This window comes from Streptomyces sp. CA-146814, assembly GCF_050942385.1.
Classification (GTDB): domain Bacteria; phylum Actinomycetota; class Actinomycetes; order Streptomycetales; family Streptomycetaceae; genus Streptomyces.
Genome location: NZ_CP192068.1, coordinates 7,408,465 through 7,434,840, shown reverse-complemented (window position 1 = coordinate 7,434,840; position 26,376 = coordinate 7,408,465). Strand labels below are relative to the sequence as shown.

The following is a 26,376-nucleotide window of genomic DNA, read 5'->3' as shown; positions in this document are numbered from 1 at the left end:
ACGGAGGTGAGGCGCGGGGCCTCCGTGCTCAGCCGGTCCGGCCCGGCGGCGGGCCCGCCGTGCTGCCGGTGCGGAAGCCGCACGCCACCAGAGGTTCGGCGTGCTCCTGGCCGGCGAGCTGCGCGGTGAGCATGCGGACCGCGGCGGCGCCCAGGTCGGCGCGCGGGATGTCGAAGCCGGTCGGCGGGCGGGCGGCGGCCAGGTCGGCGGGTGGTGAGCCGAGGAGCGCCAGCGACAGGTCGCCGGGCGCGTCGAGCCCGGCGGCGGCGACGGCCGTGTGCAGGGCCCGCCAGGCGGCGCCGGTGTCGGTCTCCTCGGCGACGAAGGCGGTGACGCCCTCGGCCAGCCGGTCGCGCACCCACTCCGGCGTGATGTCGTCCGCCGGGCGCGCGGTGCGCACGACGGACGCCGGGTCGTCGGCGGCGTACGCGGCGAGCGCGGTACGGAAGCCGTGCTCGCGGTCGGTGGAGGCGGGGGCGTCGTCGTCCTCGCGGACCAGGACGATCCGCCGGTGGCCGAGGCCGCCGAGGTGGTGGACGACCTCTGCGCTGGCGGCGACGTAGTCGGCGCCGACCCAGGCGAGGCCTTCCAGCTCGTCGCGGCGGCCGATGTGCACGGCCGGGTAGCCGTCCGCGACGAGCTGCCGCAGCTGGTCGTCCGGGACATGGCGGCCGAGGAAGAGGCAGCCGTCCGCGAGCCGCACGCGGTTCAGCGCGCCGGGGTCCTTCGCCTGCGCGCCGCCGGGGCTGGATCCGGTGAAGAGCACCAGGTCGTAGCCCTGGGCGGCGGCCTCCTGCTCCACGCCGACGAGGATCGGGTAGTACGAGTGCTCGACGGCGGTCGGGAAGGTGGCGGTGAAGCTGAAGACGCCGAGGAGGTTGTTCCGGGCGGCGGCGAGGCGCCGGGCCGCCGGGTCGGGGACGTAACCGAGTTCGCGGGCGGCGTCCAGCACCCGGGCCCGGGTCTCCTCGTGCAGGGCGATGCCCTGCTTGTTGCCGCCGAGCACCAGCGACACCGTCGTCTGCGACACCCCGGCGAGCCGGGCCACCTCGGCCTGGCGCGGTCGGCCGCGCCGCTGCCGGGAGGGTCCCTTTTCCGCCATGCTCAACTCCCTCGACTAATGCGCATTAGTCACCGGCTGCGGACGATCCCAGCGGCGCTGATGCGGATTAGCCAGCACTTTGCCGCTGGGCGGCCGAGAGGGTCAAGAGGGGTCGAACGACTAATAATCGACTAATATTCGGCGCCTTCTACAGCTCCTCGCCGAACGCCTCGGCCAGCTCCCGCCACTGCGCGCGAGGCAGCCCGGAGCCGCCTTCGTCGGCGGTGAGCACCTGGAGCGCCACATGGTCGGCGCCGGCTTCGAGGTACTCCCGGGTCCGCGACTTCACGTGCCCGGCGTCGCCCAGGGCGAAGAGCGCGTCGAGCAGACGGACGCTGCCGCCGTCATCGAAATCGCTCTCCGCGAAGCCCAGTCGCAGCAGGTTGGCGGTGTAGTTGGGCAGCTGGAGGTACATCGCGAGCATGTTCCGCGCGGTGGTGCGGGCCCGGTCGCGGTCGGTGTCGAGCACGACGGTCAGCTCCGGGGCGAGCAGGGCGTCGGGGCCGAGCGTCTCGCGGGCCTCGGCGGTGTGCTCGGTGGTGACGAGGTACGGGTGGGCTCCGAGCGCCCGGTCGGCCGCGAGCTTCAGCATCTTCGGGCCGAGCGCCGCCAGGACCCGCTCGCCGGGCTCCACGGGCGGGGCCGCCGCGTCGAGCGCGTCGAGGTAGCCGGCCATCGCGCTGTACGGCTTCGCGTACTGCGGCACCAGCGGGCCGTGGCTGACGCCCAGGCCGAGGACGAAGCGCCCGCGCGCGGCCTCGTCGACGGCGGCGATCCGGGCGGCCACCTCCTCGGCGGTGTGGCTCCAGATGTTGAGGATGCCGGTGGCCACCGTGACCGTACGGGTGGCGGCGACGACGGCGGCCGCGTCGTCCGGCGAAGGGCTGCCGCCGATCCAGAGGGTGCCGTACCCCAGCTCTTCGAGCTCGGCGACCGCCTCCGCGATCGCCTTCCTGCCCGCGTCGTCCGTCCGCGACCCGTGCAGGGCGCTGCTCCAGATACCGACCCGTCCGAATGCCTGATGCGTCGAGGAAGTCATGGTGTGATCAACCGTCACCCGGGCCCGGTATTCCCGGCGGTGCGACCCGCCCACCCGTACGGCGCAGCGCCGCGGCGAGCGGGTCGCGGACGAGGTCAGGCGGTCGTGGCGGGCGCGGGGCGCCCGACGCCGATCGCCTTGCGGTGGACGCGGGCGCCGTCGCCGTGGTCGTCCACGGCGTAGTGGCAGGTCGCCCGGCTGCCCCTCCCCCACCGTGCGGCGGGAGAGGGGCAGTTGCTCGTCTGTGCCGGTCAGGGAGCGGTGCCCCAGGTGAGGGTGGAGCCGACGTAGACGCCGATCTTCGGGGCGTCGGCGAAGGCGGTGTTGGTGGCGCGGCTGTAGTCGTCGGCCTCCTGGAAGGACGACCAGTCGCTCTTGTTGATCCGTAGCTGGATCTCTCCGGTCGAGGCGCTCGCGGCCAGGGTGCCGCTGCCGAAGCCGGCTTCCAGGTAGTGGCTGGCGCCGGGGGCCGGCGCGCTCGCGGTGCGTACGCCGTGTTTCACGGTGCCGCAGCCCGGTACCGCCCAGTCGCAGGAGGTGGCGAAGGTGCTCGCTCCGGCTTCGGGCGTGAACCAGTAGCGGGCCGTCACCGTGGACAGGTCCACCGCGGTCGTCCCGGTGTTGACGACCTGGAGGGACATCCGGATCTGGTTGTCGGCCGGTGAGGAATCGGTGTTGCGGTACTGGACCTTGAGGGCGCCGGTGCCGGTCCCTCCGCCGGCCTCGGTGGTGACCGGCAGGGCCGCCGACGCGGGCGATACGTTGCCCGCCGCGTCCTTGGCCCGGACCGTGTAGCTGTAGGCGGTCGACGCGCTCAGGCCGGTGTCGGTGAAGGTCGTCGAGGCGGTGGAGCCCACGACCGCGCCGCCACGGAGGATGTCGTAGCCGGTGACCGCCCGGTTGTCCGTGGACGCCGCCCAGGCCAGGGTGACGCTGGTGCTGGACTTCGCCGTCGTCCGCAGGGCCGTGGGTGCGGTCGGGGCCTGGGTGTCCTGCTCGCCGCCGTTGCCGCCGTCGAGCGGCGGATTGGCGTTGCGGAGGAGCTCCTGGAACTGGCTGGAGAACCAGTGGCCGGCGACCGGGGAGTCGGGCAGGGCGCCGGTGAGGTTGAAGCCGTTGCGGCCGTTGCCGGTGTACGTGGGGTCGCACATCCGGTCGAAGCCCTTGCCCTCGTCGTTGTCGACGGGCCGGCTGCTGCCGTCGGACTCGCCCGGTGGCTTGGCCCAGACGTAGGCGTCGATCCCGGGCTCGGGCGCGGTCGTCGGGCGCTCGCCGACGCCCGCGCCGCTCTGGTTGCACCAGTTGCCCGCGTGGATACGGCGGTCGGTGCGGCTGCCGTCGACGTAGGCGTCGACGCCGGTCAGCGGCCCGGGGCCGGTGGGCCGGGAGGGACCGCCCCAGCCGTTGCGGGCGGTGTCGATGAGCATGCCGATGTCGGAGGCGAAGCCTTGGCGGACCAGCTCGGTGCGGAGCGCCTGCGCGAACGACAGCTCGTCCACGTAGTAGTTCCAGTCGACCCAGGAGGACTGGCGCACGGTGGTGCCGTTCACCGAGTCCGTCACCTTGAAGTGCGGTTCCTTGAGGGCCGAGTAGTTGGCCGTGTTCACGATGAAGCCGTGCACGTCGGCGACGGAGGCGCCTTCGACCGTGGCGGCCTTCTTGAACTGCTCGGCCGCGGGCACGAAGTTGGAGTCCCAGCCGAGCCAGCCGTGGTGGGCCGCGTCGACGTAGTTGTAGACGTTGGGGAGGGCGCCGAGGGTGTGGAGGGCGTACCCGATGCCCTTCTCGTAGTTGCCGTTCGCCTTCATCGTGGCGCACTCCGGCGTCGAGCCCGCCGAGCCGCCCGCGTTGGTGACCAGGTTGGGCAGCGAGTCGGGTTCGATGAGGGTGACGATGCGCAGGCTCGCGTAGGCGGGGTCGCCGAGGATGGCGGCGATCGGGTCGATGTAGTCGCTCTTGTAGCGGCCGAGCTCGGTGGGGCCGAGTTCGCCGTTGGAGGCGAGTGCGGCGCAGTCCCGGCCGGGGAGGTTGTAGATGACGACCTGGAAGAGGTCGGCGCCCTGGCTGACGGCTGTGTCGAGGTGGGCACGCAGGCCGCGCGCGCCGGGTGTCCCGCCGATGGCGGCGATGCGGTCCATCCAGACGAACGACGGCTCGTCCGCGATGACGCCGCCGCCCGGTTCGGCGGCCGCCTTGGCGGACCAGTCGGGGTTCACATAGGCGGTGGCGCCGGTGTAGGGGTTGTCGACGCGGGCGGCGGCCGACGCCTGGCCCGGTAAGGCGATCGCCAGGGATGCGCCCATGACCAGCGCGGACAGTGCGGCGAACGCTCGTCTGCGCGGTGCGTGCGGGGTGGTGCCTCGGGTTCTCATTGCGGCTCCGTGCTCCTCTCGTACGCCCGTCACGGCCTGACGTGGCGGGCGGGCTCAGGGGTACCTGGTGCTCAGGAGGTGAGGCGTGTGCGGTGGTGCGGGAACATACTGTGGGAGCGCTCCCAAGGTGACGCGACTGCCGGTACATGTCAAGGCGTCCGACCCAGTCACCTCACGTCTGAAGTACGTTGACCGAATGGAAGCGCTCCCATAGCCCGGTACGAACTCCGTGAAACCGGACGGTGGGCCCAGCGGCCCGGCCCACCGTCCGGCCTCGCTCACTGCAGCCGTCGGATGTCACCCCGGACCCGGTAGAAGCCGCCGGCCGCCGGGTGCAGGGCGTCCACGACGTACCGCGCGCCGGGCTGCCGTATCGCGCGCGGGAACTGGACGTTCCAGGAGGTGTCGTAGCCACCGGACACCACGTGGACCCGGAGGCGGCCGCCGGTGTCCTGGACGCACTCCACGACGACCGATCCGGCGGGCGCGTGGGTCACGGTGGTGACCGCGGCGGCGGCGGTGGCGGGCGCGTACGTCGGCAGCGCGGCGGCCAGCTTCACATCGCGGGGCGCCGGCACCGAGCCCTGCTGGGCGGCGGAGATGGCGGTCTCGCCCGCGTCCACGCAGACCAGCGAACCGTCGGTCGTCACCAGATACAGCCGCCCCTCGCGGTACTGCATGGAGAGCGCCGAGCCGCCGCCCGTTCCCAGCTTCCACAGGCGTGTGCCGTCCTGGTCGAAGCAGTACACGGAGGACGAGGCGTCGCCCGCGAAGACGAACCGCCCGCCGGGCGAGGTGGCGCACGAGTAGACCGCGCTGTCACAGGCGTACGTGGCCTCGATCGCGCCGGTCGCCTTCGCCAGCCGCTGGACCGCCCGGTGTGCCGTCCCGGCGTAGACCGCGTCGTCCTCCTGCCAGCCGAAGAGCACACCGCCACGGGTCGGCGTGTGCCACAGCTCCCCGCCGCCGTCCGGGGCGTAGGCGGTGACGCCGCGGTGGTGGCCGTGGTAGACGGCCCGGTCGTCGGCCCGGACCATCCAGGCGTGCTCGCCCTGGCTGCGGCGGGCCCACTGGTGCTCGTCCTCGTGGTCGATGACGGTCAGCCGGCCGTCGCGGTCGGAGACGTTCAGCAGGCCCTCGTGGATGTCGAGCCAGAAGATGTCGACGTCCGCCGCGATGTCGTACGCCGCGAACGGCAGCTTGGAGGAGAGGTCGTAGACCCGGCCGTCGTCGCAGCCCGCGTAGATCCAGAAGTCGTCGGCGACCAGGCACTTCACGCCGTCCGGGAGGCTGAAGCGGGCTAGGGCGCCGCCGTCGTGGTCCAGGGTGTAGACATCGCCGGCCTGGTTGCCGACCCAGCACTGCTCGTCGTCCACGTGGATGCCGAACGCCGAGGAGCCCGTACGGAAGCGCCAGAGCACGGGAGCCACGGCGCGCGCGGTGGAGGGGGCCGAGGTCACCTGGCGGCGGGTCACGGCCCGGGGCGCACGCTGTCCCTGGACGGCCGGGGCGTATCCCTTGCGGACCTTCTCCCCGACCTTCTTCGCGGCCGCGGCCTGCGCCTTGGCGACCGTGGCGAACGTCGACGTCTGGGTCTGGCCACCCGCGCCGATCCGGCCGTAGCGCACCGTCACCACGAGGCCGTCGACGGTCACCTCGTAGAACTTGTGCGCACCGGCGCCTTCCTGTGACAGCTCCAGATACGTCGTCGTCGGCACGGTGGACGCGGCAGGCATGGCAGACCCCTCCCCAGGGCGGACCCGCGGCCGTTCCGGCGGGTCTCACTGCTCACACCGTAGGAGGTGGCACTGACAACGCGCCGCCGCCCCTCCTCAGGGGAGCGGCGGCGGCGATCATGCGAGGGTGCGGACTCCTCCCCCGGCGGGCTACCAGTAGTGACGCCTTCCGCCCACAGCGCGGCCCGTCGCGCCCAGGACCCAGAGCACCAGACCGATGGCCACGAGAATGATGCCGATGGTCCAGAGGATGGAAATTCCGGCGATCAGACCGATCACCAGCAGAATGACACCGAGGACAATCATGGAGCCCTCCAAACAATGCCGACTACCTTCGAGTATGCGCCTCATAAAGGATTTCCGTCGGTCGGCTTCGCGTGGACCCTCAGGATGCGGGTAGCAGACAGCGCAAGCCGTACCCGAGGGAAAGCAAGGTGGTCGCGCATGTCCTCCTCCATCGTCGAGACCGTCGACATCAAGGCTCCGGTCGCCGTCACCTGGGCGCTGTGGAGCGATGTCACCCAGTGGCCGAGGTTCCTGAGCCATGTCCAGCGGGTCGACCCCCTGGACGAGCGGCGATTCGCCTGGCAGCTCTCGCTGCCCGGGGCCGACAAGGGGTTCGTCGCGGAGCTGACGGAGGTCGTGACGGAGGACCGCATCGCCTGGAAGACCACCGAAGGCGTCCACCACGCCGGGGTCGTCACGTTCCACCGGCTCGACGACCACTCCAGCCGGGTCGCGCTCCAGATCGAATACGACCCCCAGGGATTCGTGGAACACATCGGCGCTCTCACCAATCTCGATTCCGTGCTCGCCAACTACGATCTCGGCGAATTCCAGAAGCTGGCCGAGCTGACGGCGTCCGGCGGGCATCCCGAAAGCCGCTGAACCGCTTCCCGCACCCCGGCTCCGGGCGCCGGGCCACTGTGCCGCGCCCCACAGAGACTTCCAGGTGCAATCCGGCGCTCAGCGGGTACGAGACCCTCCGACCCGAGTTCATGCAGGCGCTCCCCTCCTGTCTGCACGAACCGCCGAGGCCCCACCGGTTCACCGACCGGTGGGGCCTCGGCTCTGTCATGAGGGCCGGTCAGCCGGCCGTCTTCCAGCGGCGGCGCCCCTTCGCCGCCGCGACCAGCGCGGGAACCGTGCCGAGCTTCACGCGCGGGCGGCCGTGCTCGCGGCCCCGGGCCGTCTCCGCCCGGTCGATGGCGGCCAGCCCCCGGGCGTCCACGACGTCCCGGCCACGGCTGCGGGCGAGGCGGCGGAAGGCTGTGGACGGGTGCGCCGGGGCGGGCAGCGAGCCCGCCACGGCGTCGGCTAGGAGCGTTCCGACGGTCTCGGCCGCACAGGTGCGGTTGGCGCCGATACCGCCCGAAGGGCCGCGCTTGATCCAGCCGACGACGTACGTCCCGGCCATACCGCTCACCCGGCCGCCTTCGTGCGGTACGGTCCCGGACGCCTCGTCGAAGGGCAGTCCCGGTACGGCCACGCCGCGGTAGCCGACCGCCCGCAGCAGGAGGCCGGCCGGGATGTCCTGCTCACCCGGGCCCGCCGTCACGCGCACCGCCGTGACGGCCTCCTCCCCGAGCGCCGCCACCGGGGCGGAGTGGAAGCGGAAGACGATGCGCCGGCCCGGCGCCGGCGGCCTCGACCAGTCCACCGCCCGGCGCTCCACGTCCCGCAGCAGAGCCGCCTTCCCGCCCGGCGCCGCTCCGTCGATCGCTCCGCCGATCCTCGGGTCGTGGTCGTCGACGACCAGGTCGACGCCCGGCAGATGGTTGAGGGCCAGCAGCTCGGATGCGGTGCACGCGGCGTCCTCGGGTCCGCGCCGCCCCAGCAGGACCACCTCCCGCACCTCGGACGCCCGCAGCGCCGCGAGCGCGTGGTCGGCGATGTCGGTGGCGGCCAGCGTCTCCGGGTCCGTGACGAGGATGCGCGCCACATCGAGGGCCACGTTGCCGTTGCCGACGACGACCACCCGGTCCGCGCTCAGGCGTACGGACTCCGGCGCCACCTCCGGGTGGGCGTTGTACCAGGAGACGAACGAGGTGGCCGAGGCGGAGCCGGGCAGGTCCTCCCCGGGGATGGAGAGCCGGCGGTCGGTGGAGGCGCCGACCGCGTAGATCACCGCGTCATGGTGGGCGGCCAGTTCCTGGGCCGTGATGTCCTTGCCGACCTCGACGCCCAGGTGCATCCGTACGCGGGGGTGTGAGTGGAACCGGGCGAAGGTCTCGCCGACCCTCTTCGTCGCCGGGTGGTCGGGCGCCACGCCGTAGCGGACGAGGCCGCCGGCCACCGGCAGCCGGTCGACCAGGGTCACCTCGGCGTTGGTGTGCAGGAGCAGGTCCTCGGCGGCGTACATGCCGGCCGGCCCGGTGCCGACGACCGCCACCCGGATCGGGGCGAAGTCGGCTGGCAGGCTGCGCTCGAAGGTCGGCTCGCCCCAGACGTGGAAGTTCGGCCCGTCGGGGGCGGGTTCGGGCTTCTTGTCCGTGAAGTAGGCCGCGTTGATGGCGGCGTACTCCTTCTGCGCCCCGAACAGGCTGTCCACCGGGAAGATCGCGTCGACCGGGCAGGCGTCCGCGCAGGCTCCGCAGTCGATGCACGTCTCCGGGTCGACGTACAGCATCTCCGTGGACCCGAACGCCCGCTCCTCGGGGGTCGGATGGATGCAGTTGACGGGGCAGACGGCGACGCAGGTGGCGTCGGAGCAGCAGGTCTGGGTGATGGCGTAGGTCATCTCGTCGTCTCGGGTCGTGGTGAGGGAGCGGATCGGCCGAGGCCCTGCGGCCGGGGTCAGATCAGCGAGGCGCGCTTGTAGAAGAAGAGCGCCGGCTTCGTCAGCAGCCGGGCCGAGGCCAGGAACTCCATCAGCCCCGAACAGCTGGACCGCATCAGCGACTTGTGGTGCTCGTTCACCTTGGCCTCGGCGCGGGCCCGCGCGGAGTCGAGTCCGGCGTTGGCGTAGACGTCCCGGTTCACCATGCTGGTGACGATGTAGTACGAGGCGATCGCCACCACGATCGCGTTGAGCTGACGCCGTACCGCGCCCGCGTTCCGCAGCCGTTTGCGGGTCTCGTCGCGGGCGAACTTCATGTGCCGTGACTCCTCGACGACATGGATGTTGTTGATGGTGCGGACGAAGGGCGCGACCCGCTCGTCCCGCATCCAGTCGCGCTGCATCACGTCGAGGACTTCCTCGGCCACGAGTATCGCCGCGTAGGCCGCCTCGCCGAACGCCAGGGTCTTGAAGGCGCGTCCCAGCTCCACCACGGGCCGGCGCGGCCGGTAGGCCGGTGCGCCCAGCTTCGCGGCGCCCCGGGCGAACATGATCGAGTGGCGGCACTCGTCGGCGACCTCGGTGAGCGCCCACTGGAACCGGGGGTCCGTCGGGTCCTTGGCGTACATGTCGCGGAGCACCATCTGCTGGAGGATCATCTCGAACCAGATGCCGGTGCTGGCGACGGAGGCCGCTTCCTGGCGGGTGAGCGCCTTGCGCTGGGCGTCGGTCAACTCGGCCCAGTACGCGGTGCCGTAGAGCGTGGACCACTCGGGGCTCGCGCCGTGGTGGTCCGGGTCGAGCGGGGTCTCCCAGTCGACCTGGGTGGCCGGGTCGTAACTGAGTTTGGCGGACGAGTCGAGCAGGCGTCGGGCGACGTCCTGCTCGGCGAGCCGGTCCTGGTCCTCCGGCCGGACGGTGCTGCTGGACATGGTGCGGCTCCTTGACTCGAGAGATCGGCCCGGCGCCGCCCGCCCCGCCTCCCATCGCGTTCCCGCCCGATGAGATCGATGGCCGCCGAGCGACGCCCGCTTGTTAGACGTGGCGTCTAGCAAGCTTATTAGACGCAAGGTATAGCAAGAGGGGAGCGCGAGCCTAGACCCGTGCGGGGAATCTGTACGAGCTCTCCACGATGCGGCGTACGGCAAGGGGTGAACGGCCGACACGGAACCGGCCCGCCTCGGTGGAGCTGAGGCGGGCCGGCAGGGTCCGGACGGTACGAAGGGGCCAAGGGCCGGGGCGGGGAGGGCCGTTACGCGGTCACTCCCGGGCGTACGCGGTCACTCGCGGCCGTACGCTGTCACTCCCGGCCGTACGCTGTCACGCCGGGACAGGGGCGTCGGCGTCGGGCCCCTCCGGGCCGGGGGCCGGCTCGGGTTCCGGTGCCCGGTCCTGTTGCTCCGGCCCCTCCCCCGGGTCGCTGAGCTGCTCGCGCACGTAGTTCCAGACCACGGCGATCAGCGCGGCCGCCGGGACCGCGAGCAGGCTGCCCACGACGCCGGCCAGGCTGCCGCCGAGCGTCACCGCCAGCAGGACCACCGCGGCGTGCAGGCCGAGTCCACGGCTCTGGATCATGGGCTGGAAGACGTTGCCCTCCAGCTGCTGCACGGCGATGATGATCGCCAGCACGATCAGCGCGTCGGTCAGACCGTTGGAGACCAGCGCGATCAGCACCGCGACGAAGCCGGCGAAGACCGCGCCGACGATCGGCACGAACGCGGAGACGAACGTCAGCACCGCCAGCGGGAGCACCAGCGGCACGTCCAGGATCCACAGGCCGATGCCGATGAAGACGGCGTCGAGCAGGCCCACGAAGGCCTGGGACCGCACGAACGAGCCGAGCGTGTCCCAGCAGCGCCCGGCGACGGCCGGGACGTCGGTGGCGAGGCGGCCGGGCAGCTGGCGGGAGAGCCACGGCAGGAAGCGCGGACCGTCCTTGAGGAAGAAGAACATCAGGAAGAGCGCGAGGACGGCGGTGATCAGGCCGCTGAAGACGGTGCTGACGCCGGTGACCGCGGTGTTGACGACGCTGCCCGCGCTGTTCTCGATGCGGTCGACGGCTGCGTCGAAGGCGCCTGTGATCTGGGCGTCGCTGATGTTCAGCGGCGGTCCGGCGGCCCACTCGCGGAGCTTGCCGATGCCTTCGACGACACCGTCTGCGAGCTCGCCGGACTGCGAGGCCACCGGCACCGCGATGAGCGCGATGACGCCGCTGCCGACGAGCAGGAACAGCACGGTCACCAGCGCCGCGGCCGGTGCGGGCCGCCAGCCGCGGTTGCGCAGGAAGCGGGCGAACGGCCAGGTCAGGGTGGTGAGGAGCAGACCCACTATGAGGGGCCACACCACCGACCACGTCCGGCCCAGAAGCCACAGGGCGACGGCGGCCATCAACAGGACCAGCAGCAGTTCGACCGAGACGCGTGCCGATCTGCGGAGCGCGGCCGCGGTCTTTTCGGAGCTCAACGTGGCAGACATGGGGTCACCTTACGAGTGGATCGGCCGCTCTCCCGCATACGCGGGGACGCCGGACCGGGCAGACCCCCATGGCAGCCGCCCGGAACAGGTCCGAGGGGCAGCACCGCGCGGTGCTGCCCCTCGGGCCCCCGGACCGGCTCAGCTCTGCGGGCGCTTGCCGTGGTTGGCGCCGTTCTTGCGGCGGGCCTTCTTCTTACGACGTCGCTTCGAGGACATCGAACCCTCCTCTTCCCTCTGCTCGGTTGGGCACACATGATCCGCCGGACCAACGGGCCCGGTGGTGAGGAAGACCGCTCCCCACCCCTACCGTCACAAACTCGGGGCGCGGTCGCAAACCGCCGTCCCGCCGTTCGGGGTCTACTTGAACAGGCCCTCGCCGAAGTCCTCGGCGCAGCGGTCCTCTTCGGCCTGGCTGCCGGCGTTCTGCAGGCAGTCCTCAAGGTTCTTGAAGGAATCGGAGTTGGCGACGTTCACCGCGAAGATGAGGACGATGACCGAGCCGATCAGCCCGAGTGCGCCGAGGACGGTACCGGCGATCGCCATGCCCTTGCGCGGGGCCCGGCCCTGCCGGGCCCGGAGCGTCCCGAGGATGCCGAACACCAGGGCGAGCAGGCCGAGAAGGAGTCCGCCGGCGATGGTCCAGAAGAACAGGCAGGCGAGCAGACCGAGGACGAGAGCGGTGACCGCGAAACCGTTGCTCCGCGCAGGCTCCGGAGCGCCGTACTGGGCGCCGTACTGCCCTTGGTCCGCGTTCGGCTGCTGAGGGTAACTGGGCATGGACATCGGATACGAACTCCTTACCAAAAGTTGTCCTGTCCATATGCCCTAGAAGACCTTCGATATGCAAATCAGATCTTTGTCCGGAAGGCTCAGCGCTCCCCTTGGCCACGCCTTCGGAACTCGGCCGCCAGGTGGTGCTGCAGCGGCTGTCCGACCGCCGCGAGGTCGTGGACGAAGGTGAGCGTGTCCGCGCCGGTGAGGGTGTAGCGGCGGCGGGTGGCGTCGACCTGCTTGGCGGTCGGGGCGAGGGCCACTTCATGGGTGGCGAGGTCGACGGTGCCGTCGGCGGCCCGGCCGACGGCGATCTCCGCGACGCCGGTGGGCTGGGTGATCAGCGCCTCGACCCGCCCTTCCGGCTGGAGCCGCCACCAGCCGCTCTCGCGGGCCGAGGGCCGCAGCGGACGCCCGTCCGCGTCGAGCAGCCAGGCGCGCGACGCGTAGTGGAGGAAAGGGCGTCCGTCGTGGCTGAAGGTGACCTCCTGCGCATAGGCGAACTCGCCGTCGAGCGTCGGATATCCGCCCTGCCCGCGCCCTGCCCAGGTGCCCAGGAGCCCGAGCACCGGCGCGAGGAGTGCGTGCGGTGCCGGTGTCCCGTCCGGCCGGAAGGCGTCGGGGTACGGGTGGAGCGGGGCGGGGTCGGACATGGGTGTGCTCCTGACGTCGCTGCCGGTTCTGCTGCCGGGCAGCAGCCTAGGGCGTGTCCGTCGGGTCAGGGCCGGACAGGCCGCGGCGTCCGGTGCGGTGCGTCGCAAGGCGCTGGAACGTCCAGGCGGATCGTGCGCGGCAGCCGTCGGACGGCGGCTTCCCGGTGGGCAATGACGCCGGCCCGGATGACGAGCATGCTCATCCGGTGCGGTGAGCGCGCTCGGCGGACCGGCCCGGCGGCTCCGCGAAGAAGTCGAGCAGTGCGGCGTTGACCTCCGCCGGACGTTCCAGATGGCCGAAGTGGCCGGCCCGTGCGATCTCGGTGTAGCGGGCGCCCGGAACGGCTTCGGCGATCTCCCGGGAGGCCGTCGGCGGGATCATGACGTCGTCGGCGAAGCCGATGCAGAGGAGCGGGACGCCGATCGCGGCGAACCGGGGCAGCCGGTCGGTGTCGCCCATGACGTCGTACTGCGCGCGGACACCCGGTCCGTTCTCCCCCGGCACGTACGTGAAGATGTCGAGCCAGTCGCGCGCCGCGCGCGGATCGCGCAGCGTGTGCGGCGAGAGGTAGCACAGGGCCGAGAAGACGGCGCGGTGCGAGGCGGGGAGGCGGGCCCCGCTGTCGTACAGGTCGCGACGGGCCTCGTTGAGCGCGGAGCCGAAGGTGTCGGGACGCGCCCGTCCGGCCATCAGTACGGCCCTGGAGGCGAGTTCGGGCCGGGCCAGGAGGAGTTCGCCGACCACGGCGGCGCCCATGGAGAAGCCGACGATCCGGCAGGGAGCCAGCGAGAGGTGGTCGATCAGGGCGGCCACATCGGCGGCCATGGCCTCCAGCGTGATGCCGCCGGGCGGTGACACGTTCGGCGGGAGGCCCCGGTTGTCCGGCGCGATCACCCGGTAGCCCGCGCCGACGAGGGCGGAGGTCTGGTGGGCACGCCAGGTGGTGCGGCTCGCCGCGGTGCCGTTGACGAGCACGACGGGCTCTCCGCCGCCGCCCGTGTCGTCGTACACCAGGTCGATGCCGTTGAGGGGTACGGAAGGCATGGCCGGATCGGACCTCGCTGCTCTCGGGGTGTTCGGCGCCCGGGAGTTCACCCGGTGACGACAGCTTAGGCGTCCCTACTTCCGACGGACTCCTGTGCGACCCCGGGGCTGACGGCCTGAGGCGACGGCCGTCACCCGGCAGCTGCCGGACCACGAACCAGGGAAGGGCGTGCCCGCGGTCGAGGCCGCGGGACAGGCCGCTCAGGAGACCCTCAGGGCGTGTCGGCCGCCGCGCTCTCCATGAGGCTCCTGGGCCGCAGGTCGGTCCAGTTCCGCTCCACGTAGTCGAGGCAGGCCTGGCGGGTGTCCTCCGGGTGGACCACGGTCCAGCCGGCGGGCACCTCGACGAAGGAGGGCCACAGGGAGTGCTGCCCCTCGTCGTTGACGAGCACCAGGTAGGTGCCGTTCTCATCCTCGAACGGGTTGGTCACCGATCCTCCGTGAACTCAGGCCCTGCTCGCAGGACTTGACCTTAGGCAAGGCTTTCTTTACCACGACGGTGGCGACCCTACCCACCTTGCGCCGCGTTGACTCCTTAAGCTCCCGACGCGGCCGTCACAGGCCCAGGTCGCTGAGGCGCGCCTCGTACCGGATGGTGAGGTCCTCCTCCTCGACGACCGGGTCGTCCCAGAGGGCCACCAGCTCGGCGCGGACGGCCTCGGGCAGGGCCTCGTACCGCTCGTTCCAGCTGTCGGCGTTCGGGATCCAGTAGCCGACGACCTTGAACCGGCTGGCGGGCAGCCCCAGCTCCTTGCGGAGGTAACGGCGTACGGTACGCAGCGCGTTGGTCTCGCCCGCGACCCAGACGTAGCCGCCGGCCATGTCCGTGCCGGGCGGGATCGCGGCGCTCACCAGCTCGGCCAGCCGGCTGGCCTCGTGGCCGTTGCCGCCGTAGGTCCAGGTGACCTTGGTGCCGGGCAGCGGCTGGACGGCCTCCGGGCCGGGCAGTTCGACGATCACCCGGGTGGCGACCTCGGCCGGGGTGTTCTCCAGGAGGCGCGCCACGGCGGGCAGGCCGGTCTGGTCGGCGATCAGCACCTGCCAGGCGAGGTCGTCCGGCGGGCCGTAGAGGCCGGTCGGGTCGTTCACGCCGAGCACGTCCCCGGGCTGCGCGCCGGCCACCCAGGTCGAGGCGACGCCGTGGTCGTGCAGCACGAAGTCGACGTCGATCTCCCGGTTCTCCGGGCGCACGGCCCGCACGGTGTACGTACGCATCGGGGCGACGGGCCGGCCCTCGGGGGTCTCCCAGCCCTTCTCCGTGGTGATGGGCAGGGAGACGTCCGAGCGGTCGGGGCCGTGCGGGAAGAAGAGGCGTATGTACTCGTCGCCGACGCCGGTGGACTCGAAGGCGGCGAGCCCTTCGCCATGGAGCGTGACGCGGGTCATCGTCGCGGTGAGCGGCTGGACTCGGGCGACGACGGCTCGGTGGATCGTCATGGACATGGCCCCTTCGTACGGCGTTTCCGGATCGACTTAGGCCAGCCTAACCTTCTACGGAGGGTTGTTCGATACCACCTCGGGCGCACGGCCCCGCCCTGAGCCGCCGATTTCAGCAGATGCGCGGCAGTTGCTCACCGAGCGGCATGTCCACCACCCGGGTCCCGCCGAGGCCGGTGGCGGCCACGACCATGCCGGGATGCTCCTCGACGCAGGTGCCGATCCGTACCGACTCCTTGCCGAGCGGGTGGGCACGCATCGCCTCCAGGACGGCGTCGGCGTGGTCGGGCGGTACGAAGGCGACGAGCTTGCCCTCGTTGGCGACGTACAAGGGATCGAGGCCGAGGAAGGAGCAGGCGTTGGCGACGGTGTCGGGGACGGGGAGGGACCGCTCGTCGAGGGTGATGCCGATGCCCGCCGCCCCGGCGATCTCGTTGAGCGAGGTGGCCAGGCCGCCGCGGGTGGGGTCGCGCAGGACGTGGAGGTCCTGGCAGACGGCGAGCATGTCGGCCACCAGGCCGGCCAGCGATGCGGTGTCGCTCTGGATCTCGACGCCGAATTCCAGGCCCTCGCGCACGCTCATGATGGCCACGCCGTGGACGCCGATCGGGCCGCTGACCAGCACCGCGTCCCCGGGAGCGGCCCGCTGCGGGCGGATGTCGACGCCGTCGGGAACCAGCCCGATCCCGGCGGTGTTGATGAAGATCCCGTCGCCGTGTCCGGCGTCGACGACCTTGGTGTCGCCGGTCGCGACGGTCACCCCGGCGGTGCGGGCGGCATCGCCGAGCGCCTGCGCGACCCGGCCGACGACGGAGAGTTCGACGCCCTCCTCCAGGATGAAGCCGCAGGAGAGGTAGCCGGGGACGGCCCCGGCCATGGCGAGATCGTTGACCGTCCCGTTGACCGCGAGGTCGCCGATGGAGCCTCCGGGGAAGAACAGCGGCCGGACGACGAAGGAGTCGGTGGAGAAGGCGAGCCTGGCGCCGCCCATGGTCAGGTGCGCGGAGTCACCGAGTTCGGCGAGTACGTCGCTGCCGAAGGCGGGGGCGAAGAGGTGTTCCACCAGTTCGGCGGAGAGGGTTCCGCCACCGCCGTGGCCCATGACGATGCGTTCGTGGTCGCGGAGCGGGGCGGGACAGGTCCAGCCGGAGAAGTCGGCGGTGGCGGGGGCGATGTCAGCCAACGGAACTCGCCTCCTTCGCCGGGGTGCTCGGCGTCGGGGTGTTCGCGGCGGGGGCTTCCTTCTTCGGGGCTTCCAGCCGCCGGTACAGGTAGTACGCCGCGCACGCGCCCTCGCTGGAGACCATCGTGGCGCCCAGCGGGTTGCGCGGGGTGCACTCCTTGCCGAAGGCGGCGCACTCGTGCGGCTTGATGAGGCCCTGGAGGACTTCGCCGCTGCGGCAGACCGTGGACTCCTCGGTCTCGATGCCGGTGACGGAGAACCGGTGCTCGGCGTCGTACTCCCGGTACTTCGGCGACAACCGCCAGCCGCTCTGCGGGATCATCCCGATGCCGCGCCAGGAGCGGTCGGTGACCTCGAAGACGTCGGCCAGCATCGCCTGCGCGGCGGGGCTGCCCTGTTCGTTGACGGCGCGCGGGTAGGCGTTCTCGACGGTGTGCTCGCCCGCCTCCAACTGCCGTACCGCACGCCGGATGCCTTCGAGGATGTCCAGGGGCTCGAAGCCGGTGACCACGATGGGGACCTCGTGCTGTGCGGCGAGGTCCGGGTACTCCTTGGTGCCCATGACCGTGCAGACGTGTCCGGCGGCGAGGAACGCCTGTACCTGGCAGTCCGGCGAGTTCATGATCGCGTCGATCGCCGGAGGCACCCGTACGTGGGACACCAGCAGGCTGAAGTTGGGGATGGCGAGCTTCTTGGCCTGGCAGACCGTCATCGCGTTGGGCGGGGCGGTGGTCTCGAAGCCGATGCCGAAGAAGACGACCTGCTTCTCCGGATTCTCCTGGGCGATGCGCAGGGCGTCCAGCGGTGAGTAGACCACCCGTACGTCGGCGCCTTCGCTCTTGACCTGGAACAGGTCGCGGCCGCTGCCCGGGACGCGGAGCATGTCACCGAACGAGCAGAAGATCACGTCGGGGCGGGAGGCGATCTCCAGGGCCTTGTCGATGATCTCCAGCGGGGTCACGCAGACCGGACAGCCGGGGCCGTGGATCAGCCGGATCTCGTCCGGGAGCAGCTGGTCGATGCCGTGGCGGATGATCGAGTGCGTCTGTCCGCCGCAGACCTCCATGAGCGACCAGGGCTGGGTGGTGAGCGCCCGGATGTCGTCGAAGAGCCGCTTGGCGAGGACAGGATCGCTGAATTCATCCAGGTACTTCATGACCGCGCCTCCTTCTTCGGGCTCTCAGCCGGGAGCTCGGTTCCGGCCGGGCGCTGGGCGCCCGCGTCCTTGGCCGCCTTGCCCCAGTGGTCGCCGAACTCCTCCTCCAGGACACCGAGGTTCTCGAAGAGTTCCAGGGTCTGGCGCGCCGACTCCTCGTCGAGCCGTTGCAGGGCGAATCCGACGTGGACGATGGCGTAGTCCCCCACCTGCATGTCGGGGACGTACTCCAGGCAGACGTCCTTGACGACACCGCCGAAGTCGACCTTGGCCATCCGGGTGGCGTCGCGTTCCTCGATCTCCAGCACTCGGCCGGGTACGGCCAGACACATGGCGCTCTCCTCCCTCACTCCTTCGTCCGGGCGGCGACCATCAGCTGTCCGAGCGCGAGCCCGCCGTCATTGGGGGGCACCTTGCGGTGTCTCAGTACGGTGAAGCCGTCCTCCTCCAGGCCGGCCGAACAGCCCTCCGTCAGCAGGGCGTTGCAGAAGACTCCTCCGGTCAGGGCGACGGTGGCGATGCCCGTGCGCCGCCGGGCCGCCGCGCACACGTCACGGACGAGGCCGGTCACCGCCCGGTGGAAGCGACGGGCCACGGCCGGAGCCGGCACACCGGCCAGGACGTCCGCCGCGGCGGCGGCCAGGACCGGCGACGGGTCGGCGACCAGAGCGGTCTCCGGCCCGGCTTTCAGGATGAACCCGTACGCCCGCTCGCGCCCGTCGTCGCCGACATCGTCCGGCGACTCCAGCGCCGCGTTCTCCAGCCGCATGGCCGCCTCGGCCTCGTACTCCACCCGGTGGCAGACGCCCGCGAGCGAGGAGACCGCGTCGAAGAGGCGGCCCATGCTGGAGGTGGGGACGCAGTTCAGCCCGCGCTCCAACTGCCGCTCCAGGAGCCGCCGTTCGCCGGGCGGGGCGATGGCGGTACACGGCAGCCCGTCCGACCACGGCAGTCCGGCGGCGCGCAGGTGGGAGAGCGCCATCCGGTACGGGTTGCGGACGGCCGCGTCTCCGCCGGGCAGCGGTACGTAACGGAGGTGGGCGAACCGCTGGAAGCCGTCGTAGTCCGCGATGAGGACCTCGCCGCCCCAGACCGCCCCGTCGTCGCCGTACCCCGTGCCGTCGAAGGCGATGCCGATGACGGGGGCGGTGCCGTCGAGCCCGTGCTCGGCCATGGTGGAGGCGACATGGGCGTGGTGGTGCTGGACCTGGCGGAGCGGGAGGCCGCGCGCCTCGGCGGTGCGGCGGGCCCACCGGGTGGAGCGGTAGCCGGGGTGGCGGTCGGCGACGAGGAGGCGCGGGGTGACGGTGGTGAGGTCGGTGAGGTGTTCGGTGGCCTTGGCGAAGGCGGTGAGGGTGGCGAGGTCGTCCATGTCGCCGACGTGGGCGGAGAGCCAGGCGTAGCGGTCGTCGGCGGCGCAGAAGGTGTTCTTCAGATCGCCGCCGACCGCGAGCGCCGGGAGCACGGGCAGCGGCAGGGCGAGCGGCAGGGGTGCGTACCCGCGCGAGCGGCGGACCGGCAGCTCGGCCCCGGCACAGATCCGGACCACCGAGTCGTCGCACGGCACGTGGATGGGCCGGTCGTGCCGGAGCCAGGCGTCGGCCAGTCCCTCCAGCCGGGCCAGGGCGTCGGCGTCGTCGGTCACGATCGGCTCACCGGACCGGTTTCCGCTGGTCATGACGAGGACGGGCGGCCCCGGCGGATCACCGGGCAGGCCGAGGAGGAGACGGTGCAGCGGCGTGTACGGGAGCATCACGCCCAGGTCCGGGCTGCCGGGCGCGACACCTGAAGCCACGCCCGCGGACGAGGTACGGCGCCGCAGCAGCACGACCGGTTTACGGGGGCCGGTGAGGAGCGCGCGTTCGGCGTCGTCCACGTGGGCGAGGCGCTGGACGGTCTCCAGCGAGTCCGCGAGGACGGCGAAGGGCTTGCCGCCGCGGTTCTTGCGCTTGCGCAGCGTGCGTACGGCGGTGGGGTCACCGGCGTCGCAGGCCAGGTGGTAGCCGCCGATCCCCTTCACCGCGACGACCGCGCCCGCCGCCAGCAGCCGCCGGGCCTCCGCGAGCGCGTCGCCGTCGTGGAGCGCTTCCGGGTCGTCCGGACCCAGGCTCAAGGTGAGACGGGGACCGCAGGCCGGGCAGGCGATCGGCTGGGCGTGGAAGCGGCGGTCGGCGGGGTCGGCGTACTCACGGGCGCAGTCGGGGCACATCGGGAACCCGGCCATGGTGGTGCGGGGCCGGTCGTAGGGCAGGCCGGTGACGACGGTGAAGCGGGGGCCGCAGTGGGTGCAGGTGATGAACGGGTGGCGGTGGCGCCGGTCGGCCGGGTCCGCGAGTTCGGCGAGGCAGGCGTCGCAGGTCGCGGTGTCCGGCGGGATCAGGGTGCGGCCGGTGCCGGAGGAGGCGGAGGGGCGGATGGTGAAGCCGGAGCCGTCGTTGAGGACGGGGACGGGGTGCGGCTCGACCGAGGCGACGACGGCGAGCGGCGGCGCCCGGGTCCCGATGGCGTCGGTGAAGGCGTCGACCGCTACCGCCGGGCCCTCGACCTCCGTACGCACGCCGTCGGCGTCGTTGGTGACCCAGCCGGTGAGGCCGTACTCCTCGGCCAGCGTGTAGACGAACGGGCGGAAGCCGACGCCTTGGACCGCGCCGCGCACCGTGAGGTGGCGGCGGACCCGGTCCCGCGGAGTCCCGGAGGTCATCGCGGGGTTCCGGCGGGTGCGTGGGAGTGCTCGGCGGAAGCGGGCGGAGTGTCGTGGTGGTGCAGGTGTTTCTCGTGCTGCCGCGCCAGCACCGGCGTATGCGTCTCCAGGCCGTCCGCCGCCCGCAGGACATGGGCGAGGAGGTCGTCGACGCCTTCGCCGGTCCTGGCCGAGGTCTCGATGACGGGCACGCCCGGGTTGACCTGCTGGACGCCGCTCAGGAAGGCGTCCCGGCGGAACTCCACCGCCTCCGCGAGATCCGTCTTGGTCACCACGACCAGGTGCGCGAGCCCGAAGGCGGCCGGATACTTCACCGGCTTGTCCTCGCCTTCGGTCACCGAGGCGAGCGCGATCCGCACGGTCTCGCCGAGGTCGTAGGAGGCCGGGCAGACGAGGTTGCCGACGTTCTCCACGAAGAGCAGCCGGGTCCCCTCCGGCAGCCACCCCTCCAGCTTGGCCCCGAGCATGCCCGCCTCCAGGTGGCAGAGGCCGTCGGTGAGGATCTGCTGTACGGGAGCTCCCGAGCGGGCCAGGCGCGTCGCGTCGTTCTCGGTGGCCAGATCGGCGGTGACGGCGGCGGCCGGGGTTCCGGCGGCGACGGCCCGGGTCAGCAGCGCCTCCAGGAGGGCGGTCTTGCCGCTGCCGGGGCTGGACATGAGGTTGACGGCCGTGGTGCCGCGATCGTCCAGGGTGCGGCGCAGCTCCACCGCGTTGGTGTCGTTCTTCGCCAGCACGGCCTGGTGCAGATCAACGGTGCGGCACATGGCTCGCCTCCGGTACGTCGTCCCCCTGCCGGGTCTCCAGGTCCTCCAGGACGACCCGCGCGATCTCCAGTTCGCGCCCGCCGGTCAGGCTCATCGCCTGCTCGCAGGCGGTGCACCACAGGTCCGGCGGCATCCCGGTCGCGGTGTCCCGGCCGCAGCTCTCGCAGCGGGCCCTTCCCTCAACAGTCTCGATCAGCAGCCGGGCGTCCGCCAGCGAGGTGCCCTCGGCGGCCACGCCGAAGGAGAAGTCCAGCGCCTCGGGCACCACACCGGACAGCTCACCGACCCGCAGGGTCAGCGACCGTACCGGGACGCGCTGTGCGCCGCGTTCCCGCAGCGCGCTCTCGACCTGGTCGACGACGGCCGTCGCGATGGACAGCTCATGCACGGCGCTCACCGCCTCGCTACCCTGAAAGGACCATGCCTGGTCACGAGGTCGAACGGCGAGCGCTGCTCACCCCGGTCCTGCTCCTGCTCCTGGCGGAACGCCGGGGCCACGGTTACGAGCTGGTGCAGCGCCTGGGCGCGTTCGGCTGGGAGGAGGCCGAGTCGGCCCACGTCTACCGGCTGCTGCGGTCCATGGAGAAGTGCGGCGAGGTCACCTCGCAGTGGTGCGCCTCCGCCTCCGGACCCGCGCGCCGGGTGTACGCGATCACCCCGCAGGGCGCCATGAACCTGGCGCTCTGGTTCGTCCGGCTGGGAGAACTCCACAGCACCCTCCATCTCTTTCTCGAACGCTATGTGCAGCTGGACGACGTCGGCGGCGGGGACGAGCCTCCGCACCACCCCTCCGGACCCTCTCCGCACTCGCATGGGGACTACATGCGGCGCATGCGCAGGTAGCGGCGGGCATCGGGCAGGTTCCTGACGACGCCGTAGACGGCCGCGAGGCCTGCGGCGACGCCGATCCACATCCAGTGCATCCTGTGCCTCCAACGTCGTGATCTGCGACTTCTTCTCATCTGTCAGTTCTTCTGCGGTACGGGGGCCGGGCGGCGTGACAGCAGGCCGAGCACCAGGTCCACCGCCGGATCCACCGCCTCCGCGACCGGCGGGCTGAGTCCGATGCCGTCCTCCGTGCCCTGCGGCTCGCAGCCGACGACGTACACCTCGTCGGGGAGCGTGCCGCCGGCGCCCGCGTGCAGGTCGTGCAGCAGGCCGAGCACGGTGGCGGGATCCATCGCGTGGGTGTCGAGCGGGCCGGGCCGGTGACCGGTCTCCGGGGGCCGGGGCCCGACGTCGATCGTGTACAGCGTGCCGGGTGGGCCACCGCGGCTCACCAGGTCGACCAGGACGAGCGTGCGGTACCCCTCAAGCAGCCGGTACGCGAGGTGCACCCCGCGGATTCCGGCGTCCATCAGCTCGGTGCCGGGCGGCAGGCGGGACGGGTCGAGGGCGCCGAGCCGGCGGACCGTCTCCACCCCGAAGCCGTCGTCCTGGAGGAAGATGTTGCCGACGCCCGCGACGAGTGTGCGCCCAGGTGTCTCCGTACCGCTCATGGCTCCTCCTCCCCCTCCCCCAGCGGCGCCACCTCGTCCGGCTTGAAGTAGAGGAAGCGGCCCTGCTGGCGGCGGATGTCGGTGCCCGGGTCGTCGTCCAGGACGACCGCGAGGTGCAGCTCCCCGTCCAGGTCCGCGACGACGGCTTCGACGGTGGCCCGGCAGCCGCGCAGGAACGTGTCCTGGGCGTCGGTGCGGCGGGCTCCCGGGGTGAGGAGGACCCGGGAGCCCTGGCCCACGGCCTCACCGTCGATGGGGATGGTGGTGGGCGCGTCGGCCGCTTCGGGATCCTGCTGCGGGTCCCACCACGGGTGCCCGGGGCCTTCGGGGAGGGCGAGGCCCGCGGCAGGCGGACCGGCGGGATCCGTGACCTCCCGCAGCCCTCGGATCGCTCCGTGCAGCCGCTCCCGTACCGCGTCCGGCATGGAGTCCACCAGGTCGATGACCTCGGAGGCCCGGTCGTCGGTACCGCGCGCCTCGCGCTTCTCGCGCTCGGTGAGGGCGGCGGTGCGCAGCGAGAGGATCTCGTCGATCTCGGTGGCGTCGTACAGCGGGCCGGGGCTCTCGTCGGCGAGGACGGGATGGTCCTCCAGGATGATCGGCGAGGAGAGGACGAGGTCCTCACGGTCCGCCGGACCGACCAGCACCGGCCAGGTCCGCTCGTTCCGCAGCTCGGCCACCGCCGGGCCGGCCCACTCGGGCGGGTCCGTCATCGAGAGGAACCTGCCGCCTTCGACGGCGAGCAGCAGGTGGGCGCCGACCATGCTGTGCGGGAGGGCCGCCGTCCGGTCGCCGGCCGGAGCCTCGGTGGTGTTGTGGACGGTGACGGTGAGGCGCGAGACCCGGTAAGGGCCGGCCAGCTGCTCCACGTACGGCCGGATCTCGCCGGTCAGTCGCGCCCGTCGCCGTACGAGCCGTCCCAGCGTCCGGCCCGCCTCGTCCCGTACGGGTTCGTGCTCGACGGCGGGCGGCAGATCGAAGGTAACGGTACGGGTGTGGGCCTGCTCGCCGGTCAGTTCGGCCAGCGGCGCGTGGAGCCGGACGCGCTCCTCGTGGCCCTCGTCCCACGGGACCAGGACCCGGTCGGGCAGCTCCAGTTCGGGCACCTCGGTGTACGTGCCGTCCTCATCCAGGCGCTCGACGGTCCGCCGCCGTACGTGGAGGAAGCGCAGTTCGGCGTGGAGCCGGTCGGCGGTGCGGGGTTCGAGGAGGATGTCGGTGCGCTGCTCCGCGTACTCACCGCCCTGTGCCGTGCTGGCCGGCGGCACCAGCACGCCGAACTGCCAGCGCATCCGGTTCTTCGCGGACGAGGCGCGGTACGGGTAGAGGACGTACCCCTCGAAGAGGACGGCGTCGGCGACCGTACGGGCCTGGTCGAGGGCGTCGTCGAGGGTGCCGGGCGCGAGCAGCAGGTCCGGGTTCGCCATCTCACTCGCCCCCCTTCGCCTCTGACGCCGACGTCGCCTCGGCGGCGGTCATCAGCTCGTCGAAGACCTGCTCCCAGGACGGCAGGGCGCGCTCCGAGCGGTAGCGGCGCAGCGACTCCAGGCAGTCCTTGCGCAGCCGCAGCCAGCCGGTGTTCGGGAAGTAGGACTCGATCAGCTCCCGCCAGACGTCCACCGGCATCAGGCAGGACGCCTCCCTGTGCCACGGGATCGGCTCGGCGCGGAAGCCGTTGCGGCCGGTGAAGACCGTGCCGGAGAAGAGCAGCAGCAGCGGTATCTCGCCGCGTGCGAGGGCCCGGAAGTAGGACGCGGAGGCGACCTCGGTGTCGTACGTGCAGGGCACCGGGAGGTCGACGTGGGTGGTGCCGGTGAAGGCGGGCACGGTGATGGAGGCGTGGGCGAACTGGAGCGGTTTGAGGGTGCTGCTCCACCGGCTCGGCTCGCCGAACAGGTCGCCCAGCATGTCGACCTCGTCCGGTTCGTAGGTGCGCTGGGCGGGCTCGATACGGATCTGGCAGCGCAGGGCGACCGCGTGGACGGGCTGGTGGTCCAGCTCCTCGATGCGCAGGTCGAACAGGAGCGTCGGGCTCGCGCCGAAGGGCTCGGGCCGTACGCCGGTGCACCGGAGGTCGAGGTCGGTCACGGAACGCTCCCCTCCCCGGCCGGCAGGGGCCGTGCGCGGCTCTCGACGCGTCCGAAGAACTCCGCGAGGTCCGCACGGGCCTCGGCTCCGCCGTCGAACCCCTTCCAGTGGAGCCGCATCCGGCCGACGAGTTCGTAGCAGACGTCGATCGGTACGAGGGTGCAGGTGGCGGGCTTTCCGCGCTCGGCGTGCAGCAGCAGCGCCTCCACGTCGTCTTCGAGCAGCCCGGCGAGGCGGGTGCGGCCGATGACCGCGTCCCAGGTGGCCGGGTCGAGTTCGCTCTCGGTCGCTCCGGCGGGGCTCGGGTAGAAGGCGGCGAACCGGTCGAGTGCGGAGTTGCGGAAGAAGAAGGCGAGGCCGACCGGGATCTGGAGCCGGTTCCAGCCGTCGCCGTCCAGGGTGAAGGCGGGGTCGGTGAGGTAGCGGTCGGGGACGGCCCGGAAGCGGCCCTGCCCCGCGCCGGGCCGGGTGAAGAGCAGGTGGCAGGGCGGGCAGGAGCACTTGAGGGAGCGGCGTGTGGTGTCGACGAGGTGCCGGTGCTCGTCGGGCAGCGGCTCTCCGCACAGCTCGCACCGCTCTCCCGGTGGTGGCGGCCGCCGGGTGAACTGGGCCAGCACGCCCGCGCTCACGACCCGGCCCCCAGCAGCTCCGGCAGCGCGACCCGGACGGCGCCTTCCTCCTCCAGGAGTGGCAGGGGCTCCAGGTGCGCCTGCTCCCCGCGCCCGGCGTGCCGTACGTCGAACCGGGCGGCGCACCCGGCGCAGCTGAGGAACTCGCCGTCCAGCGGTGCGGTGCGCAGGTCGGCGCCGCAGCCGGGGCAGCGGTCGCGGTAGGCGTACAGGTTGCCGGGGAGGCGGACGAGGAGGAGCGCGTTGCCTTCGACGTCGGCGACGCGGGTGGCGTGGTCGTGGGCCGGAAGGGCCGGGGCGGCGAGGGTGTGCCAGTGGGGCGGGTCGGCCGGACTCGCGGCCGGGGACGGTGAGCCCGGGGCGTCGGCGGGCGGCCGGGGCTGGATCTGGAGCAGCGGCGCTCCACCGGCGGGCTCCTCGACGACACCCTCCACCTCGATGTGCGCGATCTCCGGCGCGAGGCGGGCCACGGCCTCCTCGATGGTCCAGCGCACGGTCCGGGTGGAGGACGGGCAGCCGTCGCAGCTGCCGCGCAACCTCAGCCGCAGGACGGGCCCTTCGGCCGCCTCCGCGTCCAGTCCGGCGACCTCCACATCGCCGGCGTGCGAGCCGAGGTAGGGCCGGACCTTGTCGAGTGCGCGGCCGACCCGGGTCATCGTGTCCTCGGGGTGCAGGTCGTGCAGGATCAGCAGGTCTCCGACGAGTTCGTCGGCCGTGAGCACGGCGAGCGGGTCGGATCCGGCCGGGGCGGCGCGCAGCAGCCGTACGGTGCGGGCGAGGCCCTCACCGTAGAACTCGACGACGCTGCGGACGAGTTCGCCGGCGGTCTCGCGGGCCTGCGGCCCGGCCTCGCGGCCCAGTCGGTCCAGCAGTTCACCGATGTGTGCACCGGGGTCGGCTCCCGCCATCGTGAGCCCCTTTCCGAAGTACGCGCCCCCTGTGGTGGG

At 72.1% G+C, this 26,376-nt stretch carries 28 protein-coding genes; 2 read left to right on the top strand and 26 right to left on the bottom strand.

From position 1 onward, the window contains the following. Positions 1 to 28: 28 nt before the first annotated feature. The 5 genes from ACQP09_RS32900 to ACQP09_RS32880 form a co-directional block, all read right to left on the bottom strand. On the bottom strand, positions 29 to 1,102 hold the full coding sequence (locus tag ACQP09_RS32900) for a LacI family DNA-binding transcriptional regulator (protein WP_433406300.1): 1,074 nt from the start codon (positions 1,100 to 1,102) through the stop codon (positions 29 to 31). Positions 1,103 to 1,250: 148 nt separating this feature from the next. Further along, positions 1,251 to 2,141, bottom strand: coding sequence for an LLM class F420-dependent oxidoreductase (locus tag ACQP09_RS32895; RefSeq protein ID WP_433406298.1), 891 nt, complete (start codon positions 2,139 to 2,141; stop codon positions 1,251 to 1,253). A 251-nt stretch (positions 2,142 to 2,392) separates the two neighbouring features. Next, positions 2,393 to 4,513, bottom strand: a complete 2,121-nt coding sequence (locus ACQP09_RS32890; RefSeq protein ID WP_433406297.1) for a glycoside hydrolase family 6 protein — start codon at positions 4,511 to 4,513, stop codon at positions 2,393 to 2,395. A 278-nt stretch (positions 4,514 to 4,791) separates the two neighbouring features. Continuing rightward, positions 4,792 to 6,249: a WGR domain-containing protein gene (locus ACQP09_RS32885; protein ID WP_433406295.1), complete on the bottom strand. Its 1,458-nt coding sequence runs from the start codon at positions 6,247 to 6,249 to the stop codon at positions 4,792 to 4,794. A 150-nt stretch (positions 6,250 to 6,399) separates the two neighbouring features. Beyond that, entirely contained in the window at positions 6,400 to 6,555 is a 156-nt protein-coding gene (locus tag ACQP09_RS32880; protein ID WP_015613097.1) for a DUF6131 family protein, read from the bottom strand. Between the two features lie 138 nt (positions 6,556 to 6,693). Between ACQP09_RS32880 and ACQP09_RS32875 the strand changes: the two genes are divergently transcribed. After that, positions 6,694 to 7,137: an SRPBCC family protein gene (locus ACQP09_RS32875; protein ID WP_432149557.1), complete on the top strand. Its 444-nt coding sequence runs from the start codon at positions 6,694 to 6,696 to the stop codon at positions 7,135 to 7,137. Between the two features lie 199 nt (positions 7,138 to 7,336). Here the strand turns inward: ACQP09_RS32875 and ACQP09_RS32870 are convergent, their stop codons facing one another. From ACQP09_RS32870 to ACQP09_RS32800, 15 genes are all read right to left on the bottom strand, one after another. Beyond that, on the bottom strand, positions 7,337 to 8,989 hold the full coding sequence (locus ACQP09_RS32870) for an FAD-dependent oxidoreductase (RefSeq protein WP_433406292.1): 1,653 nt from the start codon (positions 8,987 to 8,989) through the stop codon (positions 7,337 to 7,339). A gap of 56 nt (positions 8,990 to 9,045) precedes the next feature. After that, positions 9,046 to 9,960, bottom strand: coding sequence for an AurF N-oxygenase family protein (locus ACQP09_RS32865; protein ID WP_432149555.1), 915 nt, complete (start codon positions 9,958 to 9,960; stop codon positions 9,046 to 9,048). A 388-nt stretch (positions 9,961 to 10,348) separates the two neighbouring features. Next, positions 10,349 to 11,503 (bottom strand): AI-2E family transporter, encoded by a 1,155-nt coding sequence (locus ACQP09_RS32860; protein ID WP_433406289.1) that lies wholly within the window; start codon positions 11,501 to 11,503, stop codon positions 10,349 to 10,351. Between the two features lie 138 nt (positions 11,504 to 11,641). Next, positions 11,642 to 11,719, bottom strand: a complete 78-nt coding sequence (locus tag ACQP09_RS32855; protein WP_370454205.1) for a 50S ribosomal protein bL37 — start codon at positions 11,717 to 11,719, stop codon at positions 11,642 to 11,644. A gap of 141 nt (positions 11,720 to 11,860) precedes the next feature. After that, positions 11,861 to 12,286 (bottom strand): DUF4190 domain-containing protein, encoded by a 426-nt coding sequence (locus ACQP09_RS32850; protein ID WP_433406287.1) that lies wholly within the window; start codon positions 12,284 to 12,286, stop codon positions 11,861 to 11,863. 86 nt (positions 12,287 to 12,372) lie between these two features. After that, complete coding sequence (locus ACQP09_RS32845) at positions 12,373 to 12,927, bottom strand: FABP family protein (RefSeq protein WP_433406284.1); 555 nt, start codon at positions 12,925 to 12,927, stop codon at positions 12,373 to 12,375. A gap of 199 nt (positions 12,928 to 13,126) precedes the next feature. Continuing rightward, the gene (locus tag ACQP09_RS32840; protein WP_433406282.1) at positions 13,127 to 13,972 is read right to left on the bottom strand and encodes an alpha/beta fold hydrolase; all 846 of its coding nucleotides are present in this window, start codon (positions 13,970 to 13,972) and stop codon (positions 13,127 to 13,129) included. A gap of 212 nt (positions 13,973 to 14,184) precedes the next feature. Continuing rightward, positions 14,185 to 14,403, bottom strand: a complete 219-nt coding sequence (locus ACQP09_RS32835) for an MbtH family protein (protein WP_433406280.1) — start codon at positions 14,401 to 14,403, stop codon at positions 14,185 to 14,187. Between the two features lie 124 nt (positions 14,404 to 14,527). Beyond that, the gene (locus ACQP09_RS32830; RefSeq protein WP_433406277.1) at positions 14,528 to 15,409 is read right to left on the bottom strand and encodes a siderophore-interacting protein; all 882 of its coding nucleotides are present in this window, start codon (positions 15,407 to 15,409) and stop codon (positions 14,528 to 14,530) included. Positions 15,410 to 15,521: 112 nt separating this feature from the next. Next, positions 15,522 to 16,511 carry a hydrogenase expression/formation protein HypE gene (hypE, locus tag ACQP09_RS32825; RefSeq protein ID WP_433406840.1) on the bottom strand — a complete coding sequence of 330 codons (990 nt, stop codon included), beginning with the start codon at positions 16,509 to 16,511 and terminating at the stop codon, positions 15,522 to 15,524. A gap of 73 nt (positions 16,512 to 16,584) precedes the next feature. Further along, positions 16,585 to 17,748: a hydrogenase formation protein HypD gene (gene hypD / locus ACQP09_RS32820; RefSeq protein ID WP_433406275.1), complete on the bottom strand. Its 1,164-nt coding sequence runs from the start codon at positions 17,746 to 17,748 to the stop codon at positions 16,585 to 16,587. Further along, positions 17,745 to 18,080: a HypC/HybG/HupF family hydrogenase formation chaperone gene (locus ACQP09_RS32815; protein ID WP_433406272.1), complete on the bottom strand. Its 336-nt coding sequence runs from the start codon at positions 18,078 to 18,080 to the stop codon at positions 17,745 to 17,747. Before ACQP09_RS32815 ends, hypD begins: the two co-directional genes overlap by 4 nt. 14 nt (positions 18,081 to 18,094) lie before the next feature. Continuing rightward, positions 18,095 to 20,449, bottom strand: a complete 2,355-nt coding sequence (gene hypF / locus ACQP09_RS32810; protein WP_433406270.1) for a carbamoyltransferase HypF — start codon at positions 20,447 to 20,449, stop codon at positions 18,095 to 18,097. Then, on the bottom strand, positions 20,446 to 21,213 hold the full coding sequence (hypB, locus tag ACQP09_RS32805) for a hydrogenase nickel incorporation protein HypB (protein ID WP_433406268.1): 768 nt from the start codon (positions 21,211 to 21,213) through the stop codon (positions 20,446 to 20,448). The genes hypF and hypB overlap by 4 nt, the downstream gene beginning before the upstream one ends. Continuing rightward, on the bottom strand, positions 21,197 to 21,610 hold the full coding sequence (locus ACQP09_RS32800; RefSeq protein ID WP_433406266.1) for a hydrogenase maturation nickel metallochaperone HypA: 414 nt from the start codon (positions 21,608 to 21,610) through the stop codon (positions 21,197 to 21,199). Before ACQP09_RS32800 ends, hypB begins: the two co-directional genes overlap by 17 nt. 23 nt (positions 21,611 to 21,633) lie before the next feature. Here ACQP09_RS32800 and ACQP09_RS32795 point away from each other — a divergent pair, with 23 nt between their 5' ends. Continuing rightward, on the top strand, positions 21,634 to 22,056 hold the full coding sequence (locus ACQP09_RS32795) for a helix-turn-helix transcriptional regulator (RefSeq protein WP_433406263.1): 423 nt from the start codon (positions 21,634 to 21,636) through the stop codon (positions 22,054 to 22,056). Here the strand turns inward: ACQP09_RS32795 and ACQP09_RS32790 are convergent. From ACQP09_RS32790 to ACQP09_RS32765, 6 genes are read right to left on the bottom strand one after another with little or no spacing between them, the layout of a single operon-like run. Then, positions 22,032 to 22,136, bottom strand: a complete 105-nt coding sequence (locus ACQP09_RS32790) for a DUF6893 family small protein (protein WP_391069889.1) — start codon at positions 22,134 to 22,136, stop codon at positions 22,032 to 22,034. The two genes, ACQP09_RS32795 and ACQP09_RS32790, sit on opposite strands and share 25 nt — an antisense overlap. 42 nt (positions 22,137 to 22,178) lie before the next feature. After that, complete coding sequence (locus ACQP09_RS32785; protein WP_433406261.1) at positions 22,179 to 22,712, bottom strand: hydrogenase maturation protease; 534 nt, start codon at positions 22,710 to 22,712, stop codon at positions 22,179 to 22,181. Next, positions 22,709 to 24,139 (bottom strand): hypothetical protein, encoded by a 1,431-nt coding sequence (locus tag ACQP09_RS32780; RefSeq protein WP_433406259.1) that lies wholly within the window; start codon positions 24,137 to 24,139, stop codon positions 22,709 to 22,711. Before ACQP09_RS32780 ends, ACQP09_RS32785 begins: the two co-directional genes overlap by 4 nt. 1 nt (position 24,140) lies before the next feature. Then, complete coding sequence (locus tag ACQP09_RS32775; protein WP_433406257.1) at positions 24,141 to 24,800, bottom strand: DUF6084 family protein; 660 nt, start codon at positions 24,798 to 24,800, stop codon at positions 24,141 to 24,143. Continuing rightward, on the bottom strand, positions 24,797 to 25,429 hold the full coding sequence (locus ACQP09_RS32770) for a DUF5947 family protein (RefSeq protein ID WP_433406254.1): 633 nt from the start codon (positions 25,427 to 25,429) through the stop codon (positions 24,797 to 24,799). Before ACQP09_RS32770 ends, ACQP09_RS32775 begins: the two co-directional genes overlap by 4 nt. Continuing rightward, positions 25,426 to 26,337, bottom strand: coding sequence for a NifU family protein (locus ACQP09_RS32765; protein ID WP_433406253.1), 912 nt, complete (start codon positions 26,335 to 26,337; stop codon positions 25,426 to 25,428). Before ACQP09_RS32765 ends, ACQP09_RS32770 begins: the two co-directional genes overlap by 4 nt. Positions 26,338 to 26,376 lie beyond the last annotated feature (39 nt).

What these genes read in the sequence shown, in the direction of transcription:
- ACQP09_RS32790 (WP_391069889.1), bottom strand. Translation starts at nt 22,136, where the DNA reads ATGCACTGGATGTGGATCGGCGTCGCCGCAGGCCTCGCGGCCGTCTAC.
- ACQP09_RS32885 (WP_433406295.1), bottom strand. Translation starts at nt 6,249, where the DNA reads ATGCCTGCCGCGTCCACCGTGCCGACGACGACGTATCTGGAGCTGTCA.
- hypB (WP_433406268.1), bottom strand. Translation starts at nt 21,213, where the DNA reads ATGTGCCGCACCGTTGATCTGCACCAGGCCGTGCTGGCGAAGAACGAC.
- ACQP09_RS32795 (WP_433406263.1), top strand. Translation starts at nt 21,634, where the DNA reads ATGCCTGGTCACGAGGTCGAACGGCGAGCGCTGCTCACCCCGGTCCTG.
- ACQP09_RS32830 (WP_433406277.1), bottom strand. Translation starts at nt 15,409, where the DNA reads ATGACGATCCACCGAGCCGTCGTCGCCCGAGTCCAGCCGCTCACCGCG.
- ACQP09_RS32890 (WP_433406297.1), bottom strand. Translation starts at nt 4,513, where the DNA reads ATGAGAACCCGAGGCACCACCCCGCACGCACCGCGCAGACGAGCGTTC.
- ACQP09_RS32785 (WP_433406261.1), bottom strand. Translation starts at nt 22,712, where the DNA reads ATGAGCGGTACGGAGACACCTGGGCGCACACTCGTCGCGGGCGTCGGC.
- ACQP09_RS32880 (WP_015613097.1), bottom strand. Translation starts at nt 6,555, where the DNA reads ATGATTGTCCTCGGTGTCATTCTGCTGGTGATCGGTCTGATCGCCGGA.
- ACQP09_RS32875 (WP_432149557.1), top strand. Translation starts at nt 6,694, where the DNA reads ATGTCCTCCTCCATCGTCGAGACCGTCGACATCAAGGCTCCGGTCGCC.
- ACQP09_RS32865 (WP_432149555.1), bottom strand. Translation starts at nt 9,960, where the DNA reads ATGTCCAGCAGCACCGTCCGGCCGGAGGACCAGGACCGGCTCGCCGAG.
- ACQP09_RS32815 (WP_433406272.1), bottom strand. Translation starts at nt 18,080, where the DNA reads ATGTGTCTGGCCGTACCCGGCCGAGTGCTGGAGATCGAGGAACGCGAC.
- ACQP09_RS32895 (WP_433406298.1), bottom strand. Translation starts at nt 2,141, where the DNA reads ATGACTTCCTCGACGCATCAGGCATTCGGACGGGTCGGTATCTGGAGC.
- hypD (WP_433406275.1), bottom strand. Translation starts at nt 17,748, where the DNA reads ATGAAGTACCTGGATGAATTCAGCGATCCTGTCCTCGCCAAGCGGCTC.
- hypE (WP_433406840.1), bottom strand. Translation starts at nt 16,511, where the DNA reads ATGGGCCACGGCGGTGGCGGAACCCTCTCCGCCGAACTGGTGGAACAC.
- hypF (WP_433406270.1), bottom strand. Translation starts at nt 20,449, where the DNA reads ATGACCTCCGGGACTCCGCGGGACCGGGTCCGCCGCCACCTCACGGTG.
- ACQP09_RS32845 (WP_433406284.1), bottom strand. Translation starts at nt 12,927, where the DNA reads ATGTCCGACCCCGCCCCGCTCCACCCGTACCCCGACGCCTTCCGGCCG.
- ACQP09_RS32855 (WP_370454205.1), bottom strand. Translation starts at nt 11,719, where the DNA reads ATGTCCTCGAAGCGACGTCGTAAGAAGAAGGCCCGCCGCAAGAACGGC.
- ACQP09_RS32780 (WP_433406259.1), bottom strand. Translation starts at nt 24,139, where the DNA reads ATGGCGAACCCGGACCTGCTGCTCGCGCCCGGCACCCTCGACGACGCC.
- ACQP09_RS32850 (WP_433406287.1), bottom strand. Translation starts at nt 12,286, where the DNA reads ATGTCCATGCCCAGTTACCCTCAGCAGCCGAACGCGGACCAAGGGCAG.
- ACQP09_RS32840 (WP_433406282.1), bottom strand. Translation starts at nt 13,972, where the DNA reads ATGCCTTCCGTACCCCTCAACGGCATCGACCTGGTGTACGACGACACG.
- ACQP09_RS32900 (WP_433406300.1), bottom strand. Translation starts at nt 1,102, where the DNA reads ATGGCGGAAAAGGGACCCTCCCGGCAGCGGCGCGGCCGACCGCGCCAG.
- ACQP09_RS32765 (WP_433406253.1), bottom strand. Translation starts at nt 26,337, where the DNA reads ATGGCGGGAGCCGACCCCGGTGCACACATCGGTGAACTGCTGGACCGA.
- ACQP09_RS32870 (WP_433406292.1), bottom strand. Translation starts at nt 8,989, where the DNA reads ATGACCTACGCCATCACCCAGACCTGCTGCTCCGACGCCACCTGCGTC.
- ACQP09_RS32860 (WP_433406289.1), bottom strand. Translation starts at nt 11,503, where the DNA reads ATGTCTGCCACGTTGAGCTCCGAAAAGACCGCGGCCGCGCTCCGCAGA.